Source organism: Rhodanobacter sp. MP1X3 (assembly GCF_014207165.1).
Lineage (GTDB): Bacteria > Pseudomonadota > Gammaproteobacteria > Xanthomonadales > Rhodanobacteraceae > Rhodanobacter.
Genome location: NZ_JACHCO010000002.1, coordinates 286,525 through 307,798 on the forward strand (window position 1 = coordinate 286,525; position 21,274 = coordinate 307,798).

The 21,274-nt window shown below is 59.9% G+C and carries 17 protein-coding genes; 5 read left to right on the forward strand and 12 right to left on the reverse strand.

The annotated features are described in order from the left end of the window. Nucleotides 1-248 precede the first annotated feature (248 nt). On the forward strand, nt 249-2,648 hold the full coding sequence (locus HDE79_RS07760; protein ID WP_184601367.1) for a glucose/quinate/shikimate family membrane-bound PQQ-dependent dehydrogenase: 2,400 nt from the start codon (nt 249-251) through the stop codon (nt 2,646-2,648). Nucleotides 2,649-2,763: 115 nt separating this feature from the next. On the opposite strand, the gene HDE79_RS07765 is transcribed toward HDE79_RS07760, so the two are convergent. Next, nucleotides 2,764-3,198, reverse strand: a complete 435-nt coding sequence (locus HDE79_RS07765) for a helix-turn-helix domain-containing protein (protein ID WP_184601368.1) — start codon at nt 3,196-3,198, stop codon at nt 2,764-2,766. Nucleotides 3,199-3,281: 83 nt separating this feature from the next. Between HDE79_RS07765 and HDE79_RS07770 the strand changes: the two genes are divergently transcribed. After that, nucleotides 3,282-4,145 (forward strand): SDR family oxidoreductase, encoded by an 864-nt coding sequence (locus HDE79_RS07770; RefSeq protein WP_184601369.1) that lies wholly within the window; start codon nt 3,282-3,284, stop codon nt 4,143-4,145. A gap of 208 nt (nt 4,146-4,353) precedes the next feature. Here the strand turns inward: HDE79_RS07770 and HDE79_RS07775 are convergent, their stop codons facing one another. The 6 genes from HDE79_RS07775 to HDE79_RS07800 form a co-directional block, all read right to left on the reverse strand. Then, complete coding sequence (locus HDE79_RS07775) at nt 4,354-6,156, reverse strand: DUF885 domain-containing protein (protein WP_184601370.1); 1,803 nt, start codon at nt 6,154-6,156, stop codon at nt 4,354-4,356. A gap of 416 nt (nt 6,157-6,572) precedes the next feature. Next, on the reverse strand, nt 6,573-7,673 hold the full coding sequence (locus HDE79_RS07780) for a S41 family peptidase (protein ID WP_184601371.1): 1,101 nt from the start codon (nt 7,671-7,673) through the stop codon (nt 6,573-6,575). A gap of 90 nt (nt 7,674-7,763) precedes the next feature. Continuing rightward, nucleotides 7,764-8,429: a response regulator gene (locus HDE79_RS07785; RefSeq protein ID WP_184601372.1), complete on the reverse strand. Its 666-nt coding sequence runs from the start codon at nt 8,427-8,429 to the stop codon at nt 7,764-7,766. Nucleotide 8,430: 1 nt separating this feature from the next. Next, nucleotides 8,431-9,837, reverse strand: coding sequence for an ATP-binding protein (locus tag HDE79_RS07790; RefSeq protein ID WP_184601373.1), 1,407 nt, complete (start codon nt 9,835-9,837; stop codon nt 8,431-8,433). A 154-nt stretch (nt 9,838-9,991) separates the two neighbouring features. After that, a complete protein-coding gene (locus tag HDE79_RS07795) occupies nt 9,992-11,344 on the reverse strand; it encodes a dipeptidase (RefSeq protein ID WP_184601374.1) in 1,353 nt (450 codons plus the stop codon). Between the two features lie 93 nt (nt 11,345-11,437). Further along, nucleotides 11,438-12,244, reverse strand: a complete 807-nt coding sequence (locus tag HDE79_RS07800; protein WP_184601375.1) for an isocitrate lyase/phosphoenolpyruvate mutase family protein — start codon at nt 12,242-12,244, stop codon at nt 11,438-11,440. 159 nt (nt 12,245-12,403) lie between these two features. Between HDE79_RS07800 and HDE79_RS07805 the strand changes: the two genes are divergently transcribed. After that, nucleotides 12,404-12,637 carry a hypothetical protein gene (locus tag HDE79_RS07805; RefSeq protein WP_184601376.1) on the forward strand — a complete coding sequence of 78 codons (234 nt, stop codon included), beginning with the start codon at nt 12,404-12,406 and terminating at the stop codon, nt 12,635-12,637. A gap of 292 nt (nt 12,638-12,929) precedes the next feature. On the opposite strand, the gene HDE79_RS07810 is transcribed toward HDE79_RS07805, so the two are convergent. Continuing rightward, nucleotides 12,930-14,063 carry a diguanylate cyclase gene (locus tag HDE79_RS07810; RefSeq protein WP_184601377.1) on the reverse strand — a complete coding sequence of 378 codons (1,134 nt, stop codon included), beginning with the start codon at nt 14,061-14,063 and terminating at the stop codon, nt 12,930-12,932. 423 nt (nt 14,064-14,486) lie between these two features. Between HDE79_RS07810 and HDE79_RS07815 the strand changes: the two genes are divergently transcribed. Beyond that, the gene (locus HDE79_RS07815; RefSeq protein ID WP_184601378.1) at nt 14,487-16,235 is read left to right on the forward strand and encodes an alkaline phosphatase family protein; all 1,749 of its coding nucleotides are present in this window, start codon (nt 14,487-14,489) and stop codon (nt 16,233-16,235) included. Nucleotides 16,236-16,415: 180 nt separating this feature from the next. Beyond that, the gene (locus tag HDE79_RS07820; protein WP_255488327.1) at nt 16,416-17,849 is read left to right on the forward strand and encodes a cytochrome c peroxidase; all 1,434 of its coding nucleotides are present in this window, start codon (nt 16,416-16,418) and stop codon (nt 17,847-17,849) included. Between the two features lie 6 nt (nt 17,850-17,855). Here HDE79_RS07820 and HDE79_RS07825 read toward each other — a convergent pair whose 3' ends face one another. The 4 genes from HDE79_RS07825 to HDE79_RS07840 form a co-directional block, all read right to left on the reverse strand. Then, a complete protein-coding gene (locus HDE79_RS07825) occupies nt 17,856-18,359 on the reverse strand; it encodes a hypothetical protein (RefSeq protein WP_184601379.1) in 504 nt (167 codons plus the stop codon). A gap of 253 nt (nt 18,360-18,612) precedes the next feature. Next, the gene (locus tag HDE79_RS07830) at nt 18,613-19,599 is read right to left on the reverse strand and encodes a caspase family protein (protein ID WP_184601380.1); all 987 of its coding nucleotides are present in this window, start codon (nt 19,597-19,599) and stop codon (nt 18,613-18,615) included. Further along, entirely contained in the window at nt 19,599-19,970 is a 372-nt protein-coding gene (locus HDE79_RS07835) for a TIR domain-containing protein (RefSeq protein ID WP_184601381.1), read from the reverse strand. The genes HDE79_RS07830 and HDE79_RS07835 overlap by 1 nt, the downstream gene beginning before the upstream one ends. Before the next feature lie 114 nt (nt 19,971-20,084). Then, a complete protein-coding gene (locus HDE79_RS07840) occupies nt 20,085-20,753 on the reverse strand; it encodes a toll/interleukin-1 receptor domain-containing protein (protein ID WP_184601382.1) in 669 nt (222 codons plus the stop codon). Nucleotides 20,754-21,274 lie beyond the last annotated feature (521 nt).

Here is a 21,274-nt window from a genome sequence, read left to right on the forward strand (position 1 = left end):
CATCACCCTTTACGGAAATTCGATTGCCACTGGTTCGATTGCAGCTGGCGCGAAACTGGCTTGCGCATTTATAGCCCAGGCGATTCGGCTACCACTGAAAACATGACAACCGATAACGCCATGCTGATTATTTGATCGAATAAATGTATCGTCAGTTCGATGCTGACCGGAACCTGGCGGCAACGCCTGAAAGTCAGTGCCATAGCGATCTTTGATCACTTCCAGTGAACGCCAAGCACGAGGCCGCCATGCAATCTCCACGCAGATCGCGAACCATTCCAAGCATTACTGGCATCGTTTTTATCCTGATAGGTTTGGCGCTCGGCGGCGGTGGCGCCTGGCTCATTGCCCTGGGCGGTTCGCCTTTCTATGCCATTGCCGGTCTCGGCATCCTGCTCACCGGCATCCTGCTGCTGGCGGGGCGACGGTCGGCATTGTGGGTCTATGCCATCGTCGTGATCGGCACCCTGGCCTGGTCGATCAGCGACATCGGCTTCGACTGGTGGCCACTGGCAGCTCGCGTCGACATCATCTTTCCGCTGGGCCTGTGGCTGCTGACCCCATGGATCACCCGCAATCTGGGTCGCGATGAGAGTCCGACCACCAGGACTCCGACGTGGCCGTTGTGGATTGCAGCCATCCTCAGCGTCGTCGTATTGGCCATCGGTCTGGGCTCGAACTATCACGATATCAACGGCAACATCGCGGCATCCGTTGCGGGCGCCGCTGCAGGATCGCTTTCGGCGAATGATGACGCTCAACCGGATGAAGACTGGCGCGATTACGGTCGTACCCAGTTCGGCCAGCGCTATTCACCGCTGACCCAGATCACCCCGGCCAACGTCAAGCATCTGAAAGTGGCGTGGACCTTCCGCACCGGCGACCTGTCTGGCAAGAACGATCCGGTGGAAACCACGTTCGAGGTCACCCCGATCAAGGTGCGCGACACGCTCTACCTTTGCTCGCAACATCAGCGCCTGTTCGCGCTCGATGCGAAGACCGGCACACTGCGCTGGACGTATGACCCCAAAGTGCAGGACAACCCGACCTTTCAGCACCTGACCTGCCGCGGCGTGTCGTATCACGAGACCGTGGCCGGCGCGCTCAACGCCGATGGCACGCCGGCGCCGACCGACTGCCCGCGCACGATCTTCCTGCCGGTCAACGATGGCCGGATGATTGCGCTCAACGCCGATAGCGGCAAACTGTGCGACAGCTTCGGTGACCACGGCACGCTGAGCCTGGAAGAAGGCATGGGCGAGCACACACCGGGCTTCTACGAGCCGACCTCGCCGCCGATCGTCAGTGACAAGATCCTGGTCGTCGCGGGCGCGGTCATCGACAACTATTCCACACGCGAGCCGTCCGGTGTCATTCGTGGTTTCGACATCCATACCGGCAAGCTGGTCTGGGCCTGGGATTCGGGCGCGCAGGATGAGAATGCCCTGCCCTCGGCGACGCACACCTACACCAACAACTCGCCCAATTCCTGGATGACGGCGTCCTACGATCCGAAGCTCGGCCTGGTCTACATGCCGATGGGTGTGCAGACGCCGGATATCTGGGCCGGCAACCGCACGCCGTTGGCCGAACGTTATTCGAGCGCGCTGGTTGCGCTGGACATCAACACCGGCAAGCGCGTCTGGTCGTACCAGACCGTGCACCACGATCTGTGGGACATGGATCTACCCTCCCAGCCGACCCTGGTCGACCTGCCGACAGCCAACGGTGTAGTTCCCGCCGTGATGCAACCGGCCAAGACCGGCAATCTGTTCGTGCTGGATCGCCGCACCGGCCAACCCATCGTGCCGGCCCCAGAGCGCCCAGTACCCCAAGGGGCTGCTCCCGGCGATCGTACGTCGCCGACCCAGCCGTTCTCCGAATTGACCTTCCGGCCCGAAGCAAAGCTGACCGGTGCCGATATGTGGGGCGCCACGATCTTCGACCAGCTGGCGTGCCGTATCACCTTCCACCGGCTGCGCTATGAAGGCACCTTCACTCCACCCTCGCTGCAGGGCACGCTGGTCTTCCCCGGCAACCTCGGCATGTTCGAATGGGGCGGTATAGCGGTGGATCCGGTCAGGCAGATTGCCATCGCCAATCCGATGGCAGTTCCCTTCGTATCGACCCTGATACCGCGCGGCCCGAACAATCCGGCAGCACCGAACAACGCGCATCCGTCCGGCACCGAAAACGGCGTCCAGCCGATGTATGGCACACCGTATGGCGTCGATCTGCATGCCTTGCTCTCACCGATCGGCATTCCTTGCATGCGGCCACCATGGGGCTACATGGCCGGCATTGACCTGAAGACCAAGAAGATCGTCTGGATGCACAAGAACGGCACTATCCGCGACAGCTCGCCGGTGCCTCTGCCGTTCAAGCTGGGCGTACCGACCCTGGGCGGCCCGATGACCACGGCCGGTGGCGTCGCCTTCCTCACCTCGACGCTGGACTATTACATTCGTGCGTATGACGTCAGCACCGGCGAACAGCTGTGGCAGGATCGTCTCCCCGCCGGTGGCCAGTCGACGCCGATGAGCTATGCCGTCGATGGCCAGCAATACGTGATTACCGCCGCGGGTGGTCACGGCTCCTTTGGCACCAAGCTTGGCGACTATGTTATCGCCTACAAGTTGTCGAACTGACCTGCCGCGGATATCGCCGTGCATGGGAGGCCCGCATGCTGATCGTCATCAGCTACGGGCCTCCTCTGGATGGCTGATTCGCGACGGGCTTGAGCCAGCGACGACTGCAAAGTGCTTATTTGGAAGCATGCATCCTGCTTGCCGATTTGCTGGTGCCCTGGCGGCGAGCCAGCATGATGCGCGGTAGATTGACCTCGATCCACTCGCCCAGCCCACTGACATGCTCGGCAACCTCTCGACCTAACGGCGTCAGCGTGTACTCGACGTGGGGCGGCATCACCGGCAATGACTTGCGCTGAAGAAATCCGTCCCCTTCGAGCAATTGCAGAGTCTGCGACAGCATCTTCTCGCTGACTCCGCCGACTTTTCGTCGTAGTTCGCTGAAGCGATGCATGCCGTCGAGCAACACCAGCAGCACCAGCACGCCCCATCGACTGGTGACATGCATCAGCACCTTGCGAGACGGGCAATCCGTTGAAAGCAGTTCGCCTTGCCGCAGTCGTGACGCCAGCGGCTTCACGTTCTCGGAAAGTTTCTCTCGTGCGCTCATGAATACTTACCTTTATGTCAGTACTTACTAAACGTAAGTGTAAAGGTTAACGTGCTCTCACATTCAAACAGAGAGACATCCCCATGATCGTCATCACCGGCGCCACCGGCCAACTTGGCCGACTCGTTATCGACAACCTGCTCAAATCCGTGCCCGCGGCCCAAATCGTTGCCGCCGTACGCAACCCCGACAAGGCGGCTGATCTTGCTGCGTCGGGCCTGCAGGTTCGCAAAGCCGATTACGATGAGCCGTCCACTCTGGATAGCGCTTTCCACGGAGCAACCAAAGTATTGCTGATCTCTTCCAACGAGCTCGGCAAGCGGATAACCCAGCATCAAGCTGTGGTGGATGCCGCCAAACGCGCGAAGATACAGCTCATTGCCTATACCAGCCTCCTGCACGCCGATTCATCGCCGTTGGCGCTGGCTGACGAACATCGCCAGACCGAAGTCAGCATTCTCGCTTCCGGCCTCCCCTACGCATTGCTGCGCAACAGTTGGTATACGGAGAACTACGCCCTCGCCATTCCGGCAGCGCTCGCTCACAACGCGCTGATCGGATCTGCCGGCGAAGGCCGTATCTCGTCCGCATCGCGGGACGACTACGCCGCCGCTGCTGCCGCCGTTCTCACGAACAACCTTCAAGGCAACCACATTTATGAGCTGGCCGGAGACTCCAGCTATACGCTGGCGGAGTTCGCCGCCGAGATCAGCAAGCAGTCGAAAAAGCTCGTGCCGTACGTGAACATGCCGGAGCTCGATTACAAGGCTGCGCTGGTCGCCGCTGGCATGCCGGAACACATGGCCGGCGTGCTCGCCGACTCGGGCATCGGCGCCAGCGCTGGCGGCCTCTTCGACGACAGCAAACAGTTGAGCAAGCTCATCGGACGTCCCACCACACCGATGAAAGAAACCGTTGCATGGGCACTGGCAAAGCAGGCCGGATAAATAATCGGGTAGCTGGCACAGAGCCCGTTGATGACAGGTTCCACCAGCACAGGAAATGAGGCGGCATCCCTCTTAGGGTAAGGCGCATGCTGACCTCCCCGGTCCCATCATCGAGGGGCCGTGCCCGGCGCATCGACAACGAAAAGCTCAGCAATCACCCAGTGACGTCAGCCCAGCAGAAATCTACCGGGCTGACGTGCCAACCGGATTATTGGAGGCGCTTGCCGCCGTGGGCGGGAATGAACTGCGTGTCGACAGCTTCGGCGAGCTGATCGGGCGGCAGCAGACCCTGTGCTATGAGAAAGTCGTTGAACTGTTTCAGGTTGAAGTTGTTGCCGAGTTCGATCTGCGTGTGCGCACGCAGTTCCAGCAAGCGCGAGTAGCCGTAGAAGTAAGCGGTGGCCTGACCCGGCGAGCGAAAGGTGAAGCGGTCGAGTTCTTCGCGAGCAAACGCCTCGGACAGACCCACGTCGTTGACCAGAATGTCGTGCGCACGATCATGCGTGATCAGGCCGAGATTGAGCATTGGATCGAGGAACGCACGCGCCGCACGCAGCAGGCGCAGTTGCAGCGCGATCATCTGCCCGCCCTTCGGCTCGTACGGCATCATCATGTATTCGGAATAGAGCGCCCAACCCTCGACATTGACACTGTTGAAGGCGAACAGCGATCGCGCCAGCGAGACGCCATGCTCCACCATCGCCGAGAACTGCAGCTCGTGTCCCGGCCGCCCTTCGTGCGCGGTGAGCGTCCATGCGCAAGCCTTGCAGGTGAAGTCGTCGTAAGCCTGGTTGTCGCCCTTGCCGTTCGGCGGATTGCCGAGCGGCAACACGAAGGCGCCACGTTCGCCGTGGTTGTTGATCAGCGGCGGCGGGTCCATGTGCGGCGCCGGCTCCGCCGCACTCTCTGCTTCCGAAGCCACACGCATGATCATCTCGCGGTTGGGCAATGAGACGATGCCCTGCTGGCGGATGATGTCCTGGATCTTGCCGATCACTTGGTGGTAGTACGGTTCGATCGAATCGCGATCGAGCTGCTGCTTCTTCAGGCCCTTGATCACGTCGCGGTAGTCGGTGGCATTGATGTTCTCGGCCTTCGCCACGTCCGGCGCCATCATCTGCATCTGCGCCTGGGTTTCCATGAACTCCAGCTCGGCCTTTTTGATCAGGTCCTGCGGACTGATGTCGAGACCGACTTGCTTGAGATTGTTGGCATATACCGCTGCCGGCAGGCGGAAGTCGGTACGCGCGTGCGGCAGCACAGTGGACTTGACCCATGCGTCGTAGTCGTTCAATTGCTTCTGCATCGCGTCCAGTGCGGGGCCGGCACCGTCGATCTTGTACTTGGCGTACAGCTTGCGGATGCCGTCGACATAACGTGCGGTGTTGGCCAGGTTCTGTTCGACCTCGACCTTGTACGGGCCAATCAGCTTCGGATTGTCCAGCTTCGCCTGGAACAGCGCCTGGGCTTCCTTGGTTACCGGTGTGCAGCCGGCGGTCATGCCGACATAGCACTGCAGGCGCTTGAGCGCGGATGGTCGGCGTGCGGCGGCGACCTGATCCTGCAGCAGGGTGAACTCGCCCTGGAAAACGGTCTGGCCGACGTCGGTGTAAGGCAGCAAATACTGCTCGTTGAGCTTGCTGTCCTCGATATTGCGATCGGCTGCCTTGATCATGATCTGAAGATCCTGACGCACATCTGCATCGGTTTCCGTCGCCAGATTTTTCTGCAGTTCGTCACGCGCTGCCGTCATCGCGGCACGCGAGCGTTCGCCCACGTTCGGCTTGAGATCGATCGCCTTGTCGTCGTAGCCAGGAAAACCGAACTGCGAGGCAAACTCAGGGTTGAAGTCGGCCAACACTTTCAGCAACGGCTGGGCGTCGGCGTCGCTCCTGGTCACCCAGGCCGGCGTGGCTGGCGCGGCGGAAGTGGATGAACTGGCGGGCGCAGCCTGTGCGGCGACAGCGCCGCTGATGGCCAACGCGATACCTGCAATCAATGGTTTCAACATGGATATAACTCCCCGGTGGATAACCGAGGGTAGACCGTGCGGCGCCGCACCGGATATGCCGAAGGTCATGTCCTGCTCTCGTCTACCCACCTGCACGGCTCCGTCCACAAAGCAAAGATCTATGCGTACAAGACTTTTCGTTGACGGGTATTTTGTATTTTGCGGGCAGAGTTTCGTGGGGAATAAGCGCCCACAGGAACCGGCGTCTCACCCACTTATTGAAGAATGAAGCACGGCAGCCTATCGCTGAAGCTGGCAGTCGCAAGCGCCGCTTGCGTGCAATAAGCAAAGACCACAGACATGCCCTGAAGGCATTTGCATGCTACCAGGCCGCGGATGATTCGCTGGGCTCTGACCCACGCTCCTGCCAGGTCAGAGTTTTATCGCAGAAGTGGTCTCGACCGCTATCCTGCATGTCAATCCAGCTCTTGGAGCCGCTCCTGCAGTTTCTTTTTCCACTCGGGATCTGACTCGACAGGAATCAGCGCTTTCAAGGCGGTAATTTGCGCTAGGTCGAGTGCATTCTTCGCTGAAGCCTTGATATCCGGCTCGACGCCTACCCTTTCCCAATCCGTATGCGTGATCGGGTTGATTGGCCTGCCGGAGGGGACAAACATCATGAAGTGCGCGTCCAGTCGATGCGGACTGCCCGCATGTGCACCACCGCCGGTGGTCTCTCCGACCAGGGTGGCGCGCTTGTTGTTCTTCAGCGCATAGGCGAAGTCCTCGCAGCCGGAAAACGTATCGCTGCTGGTCAGCAGATAGAGCTTGCGCGTTTCGCCATACTTCGTGCCCGGCACACTGGCCTGGGTCCATCGCTGTTCGGTGCGGTTCTCGTCGCGCCAGTAGACGTCGTTGAGATGGGTGGGCTTGTCGTACAGATAGCTGGCAAACAGCATCACGGATTCTGGATCGCCGCCGCTGCAGTGACGCAGATCGATGACCAGGGCCTTGGTATCGCCGAGCAGAGTCATGGCTGCGGCGATCCGCATAGCCACTCCCTGCGGCCGACCGAACTGATGCAGGTCGATATAGCCGATATCGCCCTTGAGACGGTCGACGCCGTTGAAACCGAAATTGAAATGACTCTCGTCGGCCAGTTCCGCGGCCTTGTCGACGGGTGAGTCGTCCGAATCTTGCTTCAGCGGTATCGCGTCTTCGAAGTAACGCACCACCAGATGCCGATCGTGGCTGTCGCGCTGCAGCGCATCGGTGAGCATGTCGGCAAATTTCTCGGCACTCGTCACTGAATCGAAATCACCGTGCTGCAGTTGTGCATGCAGGTTTTTCCCCATCATCGCGGCCTTGTCCGGAAAGACGTAGGCGCGATCAAGATTGGCGATGATGCCGTCGATCACTTCGCTGCGGATGGACTTGTCCACGGTCATGTCTTTCTGTGGTGGCCCCGACTGGGCATGGCTGGGCATGCCGAACAGCACGAACCCTGCCGCACCGAGCATACCGGCACCGGCCAGCATGGCGATGCGTGCTGCCTTGGTCTTTCGCTTGGTATCCATCTGCGCACTCCTCGTTGTGATCTTCATCGGTAGCCGACGAGTCCAGCGTCACAAGGAAATGTGGAGACATTGTGGGGATACGGCGATGCCTTACAGCTCGAACCGGTAGCCAAGTCCGTAGACGGAATGGATGACCTCGGCATCGGGCATCACCACGGCGAGTTTCCGGCGCAGATTTTTGATGTGGCTGTCGACCGCGCGGTCGGTAACGTCCAGGGTGTCGCGGCTAGCCAAGTCGAGCAGTTGTGCCCGCGAGAAGATGGCGCCCTGGCGCTTCGTCATCGCAGCGAGCAGGCTGTATTCCGTCGGCGTGAGATCCAGCAGCTGCGAGCCGATGCGCACGCTGCGCTCGGCCTCGTTGATATCGATCAGCCGCGCGTTGTTGTCCGGTTTGTGCGAGCGACGCAGGATGGCCTTGATGCGGGCGACCAGTTCGCGCGGACTGAAGGGCTTGCATAGATAGTCGTCGGCGCCGATTTCCAAGCCCAGCAGTCGATCGATCTCCTGCACCCTGGCAGTAACCATGATGATCGGCACCTCGGAAAATTCCCGCACCGCCCTGCATAGCGCCAAGCCATCGAGGTTCGGCAGCATGATGTCCAGCACGATCAGGTCGGGCATGGCGCGCTGCACGCTGGCGAGTGCTTCGCGACCATCGGCGATCACCCGCACTTCGTAACCCGCGGCGCTCACGTAGTCGGCCATGACCGAAGACAGGTCGTTTTCGTCTTCAACGATGAGGATGCTTGCGGTCATCTCAGCCTTCCAGCGGCAGCACGATGGTGGCGCGCAGGCCGCCCAGTGACGATGCAGCGAATACGAGCTGGCCATCGTGCGCATCGAGAATGTGCCGGCTGAGTGCCAGACCCAACCCCGCACCGCCGAGTTGTCGGTTGCGCGAGGATTCGACGCGGAAGAATCGCTCGCCTAGGTGGTCGAGCAGATGCTCGGGAACGGCCGGTGCCGAGTCATCAATTGCGATGTGCAGCTCAGGGCCGACCACCGCACCATGGACGACAATGCGACCGCCGGTATCGGTGTAACGCACGCCGTTTTCCAGCAGGTTGGTGATGACCTGACGCAGCCGCTCCTCATCGCCATGCACGGTCGAACGCACCGGTGCCGTGCCGATCGAAGCGGCCAGCCCCGCGACGCGAAATTTCTCGGAGTAGCCCGCGAAGACGTCCTGCACCAGTTGCCACGCGTCCGTCGATGTCTTGTCGTAGTGCCGCTGCCCCAGATCTGCGCGCGCCAGCTCGTGCAGTTCATCGACCAGTTTCGTCAGCGACAGCACCTGCCTCAGCATCAACGCGATAGTGTCGGGCGTGGCGATGCGGATACCGTCCTGAAGCGCTTCCATTTGCGCGCGCAGCACCGAAAGCGGCGTGCGCAACTCATGTGAGGTATCGGCGACCCACTGCTGGCGCCAGCGCTCCGTGTCCTCCAGCCGTGCCGCGACCTGATTGAAGGTGTCGGCCAGTTCACCCAGTTCGTCGCTGCGTCGTATCGACAGTCGTGTATCGAACTGCCCCTGCCCCAGCCGGCGCGAGCCGTCGACCAGCTGCTTCACCGGCTTGCGGAAATGCGCTGCAAGCAAGCCGGCTGCCAGCACACTCAACAGCACGCCGATGGCGGCGATGATCAACAGGCTTTTCTGTTGCTCAATCAGGAAAGCGACGGCCAACTCGTCGTCAGGATTCTGCGATTTGGCGACGACGAGATAGCCGACGACCTTGCCATCAACGACGATGGGATGCTGGACCCGGTCGATCGACGCCACCACGACCATGATCCGATTCGCGATCGCACCAGCCAGGTAACGCCCGCTGTCGTCCAGCAGGCCGACGCGATAACCCAGGCTCGGCGACAGCGGCGTGTCACCGGGTTTCGCATCCTGATCGGTCTGCACGCGTGCCAGCTCATTGTGCAGCCAGCTCGTCCGTTCCTCCGATGACGCAGGCAGAAATGACCAGTCGTGGTGTTGCCGATACTGCATGGACAGCGCGCCGATCAGACCGCCGAGACGATCCATTTCGATATTGGCGTCGTACTGTGAACAGTTGCCAGACAGCTTCCAGCGAACGAGCTCCACGCCAATCCCCGCCACCGCCATGATCGACAGCAGCACCGCGAAGAACAGACGTTTGCCGATGGAAACTCTCAAGAGCGTTATCCCGCAAATGCCAGTCGGGGCAAGCTAGTGGAGATCAGGGGTGGTGGCAAGGTGGAGCGAACGGCTTGACTGAGCCCTGCTTGGCATCGGCTCTAGCCCGGATAAGGAGGAGTGAGTCTCCTCCTTTGCTGTAATGAGGATTACTTCACGAAGGTTTCTTCGCGACGGCAGCATCCAGCTGCTCAATCGTTGCCGATGATGGCGGCTCGCTTGACTGCAGCTGCCTGGCTACGACGGCAGCTTCGCGCAACACCCGCAGCATGTTCCCGCCGGCCACCTTGCTGAGTTCCTCGTCGGTCCAGCCACGTCGTGCAAGCTCCACGAGCAGGGCCGGGTACTTGTCGACACCTTCCAGGCCTTGTGGCGTGTCGGGAATGCCGTCGAAATCGGAACCGATCCCGACGCAGTCGATCCCTGCTATCTGGCGCACGTGTTCGATGTGATCGGCGACCATCGCCAGCGTGACGACGGGCTTGGGATGCTGGCGGTCCCATTCGGCCAGCGCCGCCTTCGCCCGCTCGGGCTGACCGATGTAGAGGCCGGCGTAAGGGGGTGCGTTGAAGCGGGTCTGCTCGGCAGCGCGATCAGCTTCCCAGCGATTGCGAACAGTCGACACATAGGAAGGCGCAAAGGTCACCATGACGATGCCATGGTTGCGCGCCACCATCTTCAACACATCGTCCGGCACGTCTCGTGGGTGATCGTCCAGTGCACGTGCACCGGAGTGCGAAAACATCACTGGCGCGACCGAGGTAGTCAGGGCAGCGCGCATCGTATCCGGGGATACATGGCTGAGATCGACCAGCATGCCGAGGCGGTTCATCTCATGCACCACCGCGCGTCCGAACGGCGTCAGCCCATGATGCTTCGGCGCATCCGTCGCGGAATCGGCCCAATCGTTGTCCAGCGTGTGGGTCAGCGTCATGTAGCGCGCACCGACGGCATACATCTGGCGCAGCATCGGCAACGAATCGTCGACCTGGTGCCCGCCCTCGATGCCGATCAGCGATGCCACGCGGCCGGCCTTGAACGCCTGCATGATGTCGTCCGCCGAATAGGCCATCTGCAGATCCTTCGGATAGCGCGCCACCAAGGTGTGCACGATATCGATCTGCTCGAGCGTCATCTTCACCGCTGCTGGACCGGTGACCGTCGGCGGAATCCACACCGACCAGAACTGCGCACCGAGATGACCTTTGTGCAGGCGCGGGATGTCCGTCATCAACGGCGTCTGCATTTCACCATCTTCCGGCTTCAGCGGAAGGTTCGCCGTACTGACGCTGAGGTCCACGCCGCCAGCATTGCCGAAACGATCGCGAATTTCCCACGCCAGATCGTTGTGACCGTCAATCAATGGCGTCGTGGCGAGCACGCGATCGACGCGGGCAATCAGAGCGGCATCGTCGGGTCGGGCCGCCATCGCCAGCGACGTGCACAGCGTGGCCAGGATCGTGGCCAGGCCGACAATGGCCTGGGTTGAGCGTCTGCTGATCGTCATGTCTTTTCTCCCCATGTTGTTCCGGATGCGCAAAAAGGGCTGCTCCCGGCAACGCAGAACTACTGAAACGCGAATCCCACCAGCAACGACGCATCACTTGCCAGCGAACAACGCCTGCAGCTGCGGATAGGGCATCGAGCCTTCGGCCAACGATTCCGAGCGACCTGTGTCGAGGAAATCCCTTGCCAATCTCTCCGCCTGCCCCCAGAGCATCTGTGAAATGCCCGAGCCTGCGCTCAGGCGTCGCACGCCCAGCTTGCCCAACTCATCCGCCGACGCCAGACCTGGGTATGCCATGAGATTGATCGGCAGGCCGACGCCTTCCACGACGGCGATGATCTCGGACGCATCGCGTAGCCCCGGAACGAACAAGCCATCGGCGCCCGCCGCACGATAAGTCGCGCCTCGCGACAGCACTTCGTCGACGCGCTTCGATGCCTCGACCAGGTTCGCCAGGAAAACATCCGTGCGGGCATTGACGAAAATATCCAAACCCGACTTCGACGCGGCATTCTTGATCGCTTCGATCTTCGCCGCGAGTTTGCCTGGCGCGTCCCGCCCGTCCTCGATGTTGATGCCGGCGACGCCCGCATCGAGCAACCGCCTGATGGTTTCGCCCACGACGTTTGCATCGTCCGAGTAGCCGTTCTCCATATCGACCGACAACGGCACGTGCAGTACTCGCACCATGCTGGCGGCGGCGCCGATCGCCACATCGGCAGGCATCTTGCCACCGTCTGGATAGCCCAGCGCCCACGCCACGCCCGCGCTGGTGGTGGCGATGGCCAATGCACCGAGGCTTTCGAACAGTCTGGCGCTACCGGCATCCCAGGCGTTGGGGAGCCGCAGCGGTTCGGGGCCGCCATGCAGCCGGCGGAAGGTGGCTGTTTGCTGGGACATACCGGTCTCCATCGAATTCGTCGTGGGTGTCATTCGCAGAATAGCGTCGGGTCCAGGCCGCCGCGCCGAACAAGGATGCCTGCGCCGGCTATGTTGTCAACTTGCAGAATCGGTCGTTATGCGGACCGTGCCGTGCGGCCGCCTTCGGGAAGCTGCAGTGTGGGCGAGGACGCCGAAAATCGGCGCGACATCACTCACCCGGGGACCTTTGGTTATGCCTGGATCGTGTCTACAGAGAATCAACAGGCGGCAAAAATGGCGCTGCAAAGACAGCTTCGCTTTCAGATACGTGCCAGCGAATACAGCCACCTGGCCTCTGTTCTGGTGAGCAGCACCGGCATGCCGGACGTCTCGTTCCATAAGGCACCGCACTGCTTGCATCGCATGAGATAAGTCGGGCCGGCGGGATTCGTCGCCAGCCGATCAAAGCGATCGTAGGGTGCGTGATAACCGGATTGGCAGTCGGTACAAAGCATCGTCGAACTTCAAACGGGGTCAATAAAAACAGGGCAACGAATGATCCCACATGTCGGCTTGGTGCCTGTGGAATATGACGCTCGATACCGGCGGCTTGCTGTATCGATGGCGACGACAAGAACGGCGGACTCACTATTACGAACCACTGAAAAATCGATTGCTCATCAGAACTCGCAAAGTGAAATTCGCGGCTTCCAAAGCGAGCGAATCAGACCGGACACGCTCCCGTATCCGTCAATGGCGCCAGCGTCACACGGTTACGGCCATCGGTCTTGCTTCGGTACAACGCGCTGTCGGCGCGACCGATCGCGTCGTCCAGATCTTCCCCCGTAGCCAGTATGGCGACGCCCATCGAGAGGGTGAAGCCAATCGTTTCGCCCGCGTGATCGATCAGCATATCGGCGATACCCGCACGTACACGCTCGGAGAAATCCACCGCATCGTCGGGCTCGGTGTTCGGCAGCAGGAAAAGAAACTCCTCACCGCCCCAGCGCGCGATGATGTCCTGCGTCCGGCATGCTTCGCGGAACAGTCGACTAGCCTGCGTCAGGACCAGATCACCCGCCTCGTGACCGTGGCCATCGTTGATCTGCTTGAAATCATCAATATCAGCGAGCACCAGTGACAGCGTCTCGCTGGCATGTCGCGCCCGCGCGATTTCCGGCAAGGCCAGGTCCATCAGATGTCGCCGGTTGGACAATCCAGTCAGCGCATCACGGGTCGCCAGTTCGCGCAGCTTGCGCTCGCTCTTGCGCACCAGCCCGTAGTAGAAGCGCGCCGTGTAACTGGCCATCGCGAAGAAAATGGAAACGTTGAACACGTTGAGAATCTGCAGCGCCGACTCGCCCAGGGGAGCCAGCGCGCCGACAGCATGGGCAGCGGCATGCAGGCCGAGATAGGAAAAGAACAGAACGATCAACGGAGCCATCACCCTGCGCCAGCCGCCGCTGACCACGATGGCGGGAATGAACATCAGTAGGTAGTAATGAAGGCCGCTGTCCCAGCCCACCAGCATGGTGCCGATCGCGGCATGCGCGACTACCTCCGTCCATATCAGCAACAGCGCAGGGGAATTTCGGCGTCGCACCAGTAGCCTGTAGGCCACGGCATACATGCCAATACTGACCACGTTGAGCCACGCCAACAGTGGCGAATCCACAGCCAGAAAAAACACCAGGAAAGCCACATCAACACAGGCTGCCAATATCGTCACGCGACGAGTCATCACCCAGAAGGCCGAATGCGTGCTGATCAGGCGTTGATCGCCGGATGAAGCACCCACTGGCGACAGCGGCACACCGGGGGAAACCGTATCGGATGCAGCCTTGCGTGTCGCGGACATGCCGAGCAGGCACCTATGTTCGAACTTGACGATGGCAGGAATACGGCTTGAACGCCTATGCGTCCGCAGTGTTGCACCACCGCATCGACATGGCCAGCTAGACGCCAACGAGGCCCGATGCTGCGTGATAGCGGCATCACAGTCGATCACCCTTGCGTGGGTTGCACCATGCGTTGAGCGGCAGCGGCATTCCCCGTGCAGGGTTCAGCAGCAACACGCCACGGCGCATCGCATCTTCTTGCTGCGAGCGAAGCAGTGCTGATCTGTCTCGGAATGTTCATATCCGGATGATTGAATGGCCCCCGAGCCGTGCGCGCTCCCGACGTGGCTTGCCGTAACCACGGAGGAGATTCACTGAATTTCGCTGCGGCCGCCCTGTCCGGCTAGCCCTGTCTCGTTGCACCTATCAACAGGAGTTCTCCTATGTTCCGCCCTCAACTATTCCGCAAGACGCTGCTGTGCGCTTCGATCGCCTCAGTGGGGTTGGCATTCGCAGTCTCGGCGCAGGTGACTTCGCCTGCGGATCAAACGCTTTCCCCAGACCACGGGATTAACTGGCCATGGCCTGGGCGTACGACTCCCCAGGACGCCGTACGGACCGCCACACCGATCAAGCACTTGGTGGTCATCTTTGGCGAGAACCGTTCCTTCGATCATTATTTCGGCACCTACCCGGTAGCCCAGAATCCGCCTGGTGAGCCGGTGTTCACCGCAAAGCGGTCGACGCCTGCCGTCGAGGGCCTGACACCTGCCCTGTTGACTCATAACCCGAACGCACTCAATCCGGTCAACGGCGTCAACGCGGTCAATCCGTTCCGGCTGGATCGCACGCAGGCCAACACCGAAGGCCAGAACCATTCCTATACGCCGGAACAGCTGGCCTACGATAACGGTGCAGCCGATCGGTTCCCCGCCTACACCGGCAACAACACGGTCAGCAGCACCGGTACCTTTGGCACCAACGGTCTAGTCATGGCCTACTTCGATGGCAACACCGTGACCGCGATGTGGAACTACGCCCAGCACTTTGCGCTTAACGACAATGCCTATACCGACACCTTTGGACCCTCGACACCCGGCGCGCTCGAAGTGGTATCTGGCACTACCAACGGCGCCCAGGCCATCGTCGGCTCGGCGTCGACCGTTCCCGATACCCAGGGCGGCTTGACCCTGATCGGCGACACCGACCCGGCCTACGACAGCTGTTCCTCGACGTCCAGCACGGCCCGGATGACCTCGAAGAACATTGGCGATCTGTTGAACGCCAACAATTTGACCTGGGGCGGTTTCATGGGCGGCTTCGACCTGACCGCCACCAACAGCAACGGTACGACGGGCTGTGCACGCAGCACCTATTCCAGCGTGCTGGCTGCGACCAAGACCGACTACACCCCCCATCACAACTGGTTCCAGTACTACGCATCCACGGCGAATGCATCTCACGCACGCCCGAGCTCAATCAGCAAGATTGGCTATACCGACCCGAAAGACAGCAGCGCAACGCCAGTTCACCACGAATACGACGTGAACGATTTCTTCAGCGCCGTGTCCGCCGGAAACTTCCCCTCGGTGAGCTATCTGAAAGCGCCCGCAGTGGATGATGCGCATCCAGGCAATTCGGATCCGCTGGATGAACAGGAATTCGTCGTCAAGGTCATCAACTTCCTGGAGCACCAGCCCGACTGGAAGGATACGGCGGTCATCATCACTTACGACGATTCCGATGGCTGGTACGACCACCGCTATGCGTCACCCACCACGGCCTCGTTCGATTCAACCACGCCGGAAGGTTCAGTCACGGGCGCCGATCAGCTCAATGGCTCAGGCAAATGCACCGGTCCCGATGCCAAGCCGGGCATCGGCGTGCATGGTGGCGTCGTCAATGGCCGCTGCGGCCCCGGCACGCGCGTTCCGTTCCTGGTTATCTCGCCCTATGCACGCGTCAATTACGTCGACGATACCCGCGTCACGCAGTCCTCGGTGGTGCGCTTTATCGAGGACAACTGGCTCGGTGGTCAGCGTATCGGCCAGGGTTCGAACGACGCGACAGCCGGTAGCATCATGGGCATGTTCGACTTCCGCCGTAACCCGTTCGATCTGGCACGACCGCTCTTCCTGGACCCTAACCAGGGCACTGTAATCGCCAAGCACACCGATCCCCGCTGGCCGTAAAGCACCACCTTCAGGCAACGCCGTTTAAGCCCTAACGGACTCACCCGTGCCCAGACGTTCCACTGGGCACGGGTGATCTCTCTACGTATGGCCTCACCTGCATGTCGCGATCCCGCTGTAATGAGGGGATCCACGATGATTTATTCTCGCCAATCCCATTGAAGCTACCGGATTCTGCTCTTGCCGTCCGACGCCCGATCATCCCAACGCCCTGCATCGCGCAACCACGCCCATCGGCTGAAAGCCGCTTGCTGTCTGGCTCTCGTTTCCAGTTGCGTGCTCGCTTATGGACTGGTCAATCGTGCCGATGCGCAAACAGGTAAAGGAACCGCTGGGTCGGATGGCGTCAACCCTCATCCTGTCCAGCTCAACCTGCCTCCAGTACAGCCGCTGAGTGCGGTCGCGCAACTGGGCAAGCTGCTGTTTTTTGATGCATCGCTATCAGGCTCGGGGCAGCAATCCTGTGCCTCCTGCCACAGCCCCAAGTACGCCTACAATCCGCCGAACAAACTTACCGTCCAGCCGGGTGGCGCGGATCTGAAAAGCTTCGGCTACCGGCCGCCGCCCTCGCTGGCCTATCTGTACCGACAACAACCGTTCGGCATCGGGCCGGATACCAGTCCGGACGATGTAACCATCAATCTCAACGCCGTGGCAGCCTCGGCCAGCGGTGACCCCAGGGCACAGAAATCCGCTGGTATCACGCAACCGATAGCCATGGTGCCGCAAGGCGGATTGTTCTGGGACGGTCGTGCCGACTCGCTGCAGCGGCAGGCCTTTTTCCCCGCACTGGATCCGGCCGAAATGGCCAACGTCAGCGTGGCCGGGATCGCCGGAAAATTGACCACCGCCGATTACCGCCAGCGATTCATCCAACTGTTCGGTCCGACCATCTTCAACGATCCGGATCGGCTCGTGTCCGAGGCGATGTTTGCCATCGTGCGCTACCAGATCGAAGACCCGTCCTTCCACGCCTTCACCAGCAAATACGACGCGTGGCTGCAAGGCAAGGCCCGGCTCAGCGCTGCGGAAATGCGCGGCCTGCAAGCCTTCAACGATCCGCAAAAAGGCAACTGCGCGGCCTGCCACCTGAGTCAGGTGAGCCGCGATGGCCTGCCACCACTTTTCACCGACACCCAATACGAAGCCCTCGGCGTACCGCGCAACCCGCACCTGCAACTCAACAAGAATGCCGAGCACTTCGATCTCGGACTGTGCGGCCCCATCCGCAAGGACCTGGCGAGTCAGAAACAATATTGCGGCATGTTCCTGACCCCGACCCTGCGCAATGTCGACCGCCGTTCCGTGTTCTTCCACAACGGCGCATACACCACCCTGAAACAGGTGATGGACTTCTACAACCTGCGCAGCGTCCAGCCCGAAAAAATCTACCCCCGCGACGCCACCGGCAAGCTCGCGCTCTACAACGACATCCCTACAGCGCTGCAAGGCAACGTCGACATCAAGGACGCCCCCTTCGACCGCAAAGTCGGCGACGCGCCCGCCATGTCGAACCTCGACATCCAGGACATCATCGCCTTTGTGCATACGCTGGATGATGGCTATATGCCGAGGCCACAGCCGAGCAAAAGCGAAGCCGTTGGTGCTAACTAAGTAGGCCTATTCATCGCACGTCGCCTCGATCAACAGCGCCTCATAAGCATCCCAGCGCGTGCCCATCCCGACCAGCCACCACGAAAGAAGGTAGGCGAGAAACAGTGTCCACAGCAGCAGACTGCCAAGCATGTGCATCTGCCCCAGTGCCTGCCATTCACCAAAGCGCCAGTCCTTGAACTGCACGTAGAGAATCGCCAACAGCGGCAAAACGCCTAGTCGCTGTACGCTGCCGGTAAAAAGGCCCATGCGATAAGCAAGCGACGACTTTCGCGCGCTGATGTAACGCAGGCGACGCGCCAGTTCGTTCTGCGGAAAGCGCCTCATCGCGATAACCAGGTCACGCCACTGGTCGTAGTTGCTTATCCCGATCAAACCGGCCAGCTGAAATCCTTCCGAACCTGCCACCCGCGGACTATTGAACCGCACGCTCAAGTGACGCCTTACGATCGCCCAGATCTGGTAAGAGGCCACCACGGAGATCGGCGCGATCTGTCCCAAATCGGCCACTTTCTGCCAGTCGGCTGCTGCAAATGCACGGCGCAGAACAGACGTTCGAGAACGTGTCGAGAATTACCCTCGCATCGGACTGACAAGCCAGCAACGAAGGCAGCACAATGACCAGCGAGCACCTAAAGCACAAGGCAAGAGCATCAAGGTGTTGATGGGAAGTTTCTTACGAAATTGTTTTGCTAAGCCACGTCCATAGAGTTGGCTTTCAGTCGCAAGCCGCCCAAATTACTAAGCCGTTGCTCTCGCCGCTTTATATAAGGCTCTTTGCAGCTAGCAACCTATAGTGCTCGCCGAGAGCAGTGAGACGAACAGTCTTGTTCTCCATGGCCGCATGCCACATGTGCGGCGAACCCTCAGGCACAACAAGTCCTACATGGTTGTACTTCTGTAGAATTTTAAAAATCGCGTTGTGATCCGGATCAGGGGCCGGGATGCCTTGCGGGTTCGTAGCCCAAGATTCGTGTCGCTCAGGCTCATAAGTGGGATCAAGTTGGAATTGAAAGCCTGGAGTCGGGAAAAACTCTGATATCCGACGAAGCTCGGTGAGCTCCAAGGGTGGTTGCACCTTTCTCAAAGAGACAAAGCGCTTGACGTTGGTCTTGAAAACGGGGCGTTGTGCCCACGGTCCAAGCGACTGATCTACGTGCGCATATACGCCACCTGGTGTCACTTCTCCGACGAGGTTTGCGGCAGCACCACCGAGCGCATCGACCAACAAGCTGGTGAAAACACCGGCACCATCCTCCTCGGTCGCATACTGCTCTGCGGTCGAGGCCGTGAGGATAGTCACTCCATCGCTGATCTCTGCCACCTCTTGCCGCAACGCGCTTCCGCCTGCGACGCCGCTATGGCAGCTGTCGAGAATGACTACACGATTTTGAATCTTCGACTGATTGGCCATGGTCATGATCTCAGCCAATGGCACACCGTCGTTTCCAGTCTTCACGTCGGAAGAGCAGAGATAGCCACCCGTCGCTTCAATATGACCGTGGCCAGCAAAGTAAAAGAGCGCAACCTCTCCATCACCAGCGAAGAGACTCTCGATGGCCTTTCGGAGCTCGTCTCTGTCAATCGAATCGGTTGGCCCAGTGCCAGCTAGATGCTTCACGCCGAAATTCACCGAACCATCGGCGTGTCGATCGAGCATGGCTTTAACGGCGAACGAATCGTTCACGCAGCCATAGAGCGGCGAAACGTTGACGTAGTGGTCAATGCCGACGACGAGTGCTTTGCGCATCAGAGGCTATCAATCCAGGCAGCGATGTTGTCCCAAGTCCAGACCATCGTATGTACACTGGCGAGGTCGGTGCGATCCTCCTTGTAGGCCCAAATACCGCGAATTTTCTTCTTCTCGTCCTTGGCGCACTGAATCTCCCACCTCTGCCCACTGGAGTTGAGGGAGTTCTTGCTGACGATTACGAGGATGCCATCAGACCGAAGAATGCGTGTCCGCACCTTCTTTTTCCACTCTTCGTCGTAGGCTTCCTTGACCGACATGTCTACGTACTCGAAGGACGAGGCGGTATGTAAAGACTGCCCCTTGATCATGTCGCGGATGCGTACGTCTTCGATTGCAAATGCAACGAATATGACTTTCTTCTCGGCCATTGTGCGACTCCTTTCAATTGCTTTGGTTAGGTCAGTGCATAACGCCCGAGTTCAGCTGCGTACCGTGCACGTAGCGCGAAGCCGTCAGCTGGAACCCCTCTTGGACGTCCCTTACTACCGTTCCTCTACCATTGCGACAGCCACTCTCCTGATTTCCGTCGCGGCATCCGTGAAGGCATCATCCAATGTCCTCCATGAGGTCGCCGCCAGCCCGTCCTTCGGTACGGCCTTGTGCTGACCTAGCGGTGAGTGCGCCCAGAGACAGCTGCGCATAACAACCGGGATGACACGGACGCTCCCATTCGCCTCTCTATCGAGCGCTTTCTGAAGTTCGTTGTCGTAACAATACGTGGAGTTGATGAAATCTACACTCACGAGAACGAGAACTAGGTCCGCAGCGGCAAGTTGCTTCTGTGTCTCTTTATCCCAAGCGTCCCCTGCTTTGATTTGTTGATCGACCCACGATTCTACAAGCTGCTCCCTTTCAAGAGGGCGAAGGTGCTTCAAGAACTGATCCTTCAAGTCAGCGTCATGATGGCTATACGAGATGAACACCTTCAACTTCGCCGCCTTACCACGTGAGACCAGTGCAACCGAGCCTCCTTGCCCGGTACCGATGACAATGAGACTTTCCTGCCGCAGTTGCGCCTTGATGCGCTTGTATTTGTCTTCATCCCAGTTGAGTTCGCCGAGAAGCTTTGCGTTGGAAACGAAGTTGTTTTCCTTCCCTCCGAGATTACAAAGGCGATTTAGGAACACATCCCGGTCAGCGGTCCGAGCCATTTCTATCCCCTTGTGATGTCCGGCGCTAAGTAGACCCCGAATACGGGTATATACAAAATATGTTCAGGTTCCCGGCGTGCCATGTCAACGAAAAGAATCTAGCGGCAGACCAAAGAATTTAGCGCAAAGGAGACGGAGGCAGTTAATTGGCCGTCGTCCGCGCAGCGGACACTCTGAGTGCGGGCCAGGATGGGTCGCCGCTCTTTCCGTGGCCCCTGTACGGTGGTGAGCTGGGGTCGACAGGCCGCCTAGCGGGAATCGGCAGGAGGCCGATTCCTTTTCGCCAGCACAAGGATGTGCTGTCGAAAAGCCCGGCACCAGCTCACGGACTTGCCGCCAAGGATGAGCGGCAAGCGCCAAGCGGGGTGTCGTTTTCTCTTGGGTACTTCTCTTTTGGACAAGCAAAAGAGAAGTACCTCGGGCCACGCAGCGGCTCGAAAGCCTTTGCTTATCAGCCGTGTGTTTATGGCGAGCACCCGCCCTCACACTAACCCTCTCCCCAAAGGGGAGAGGTGATAAGA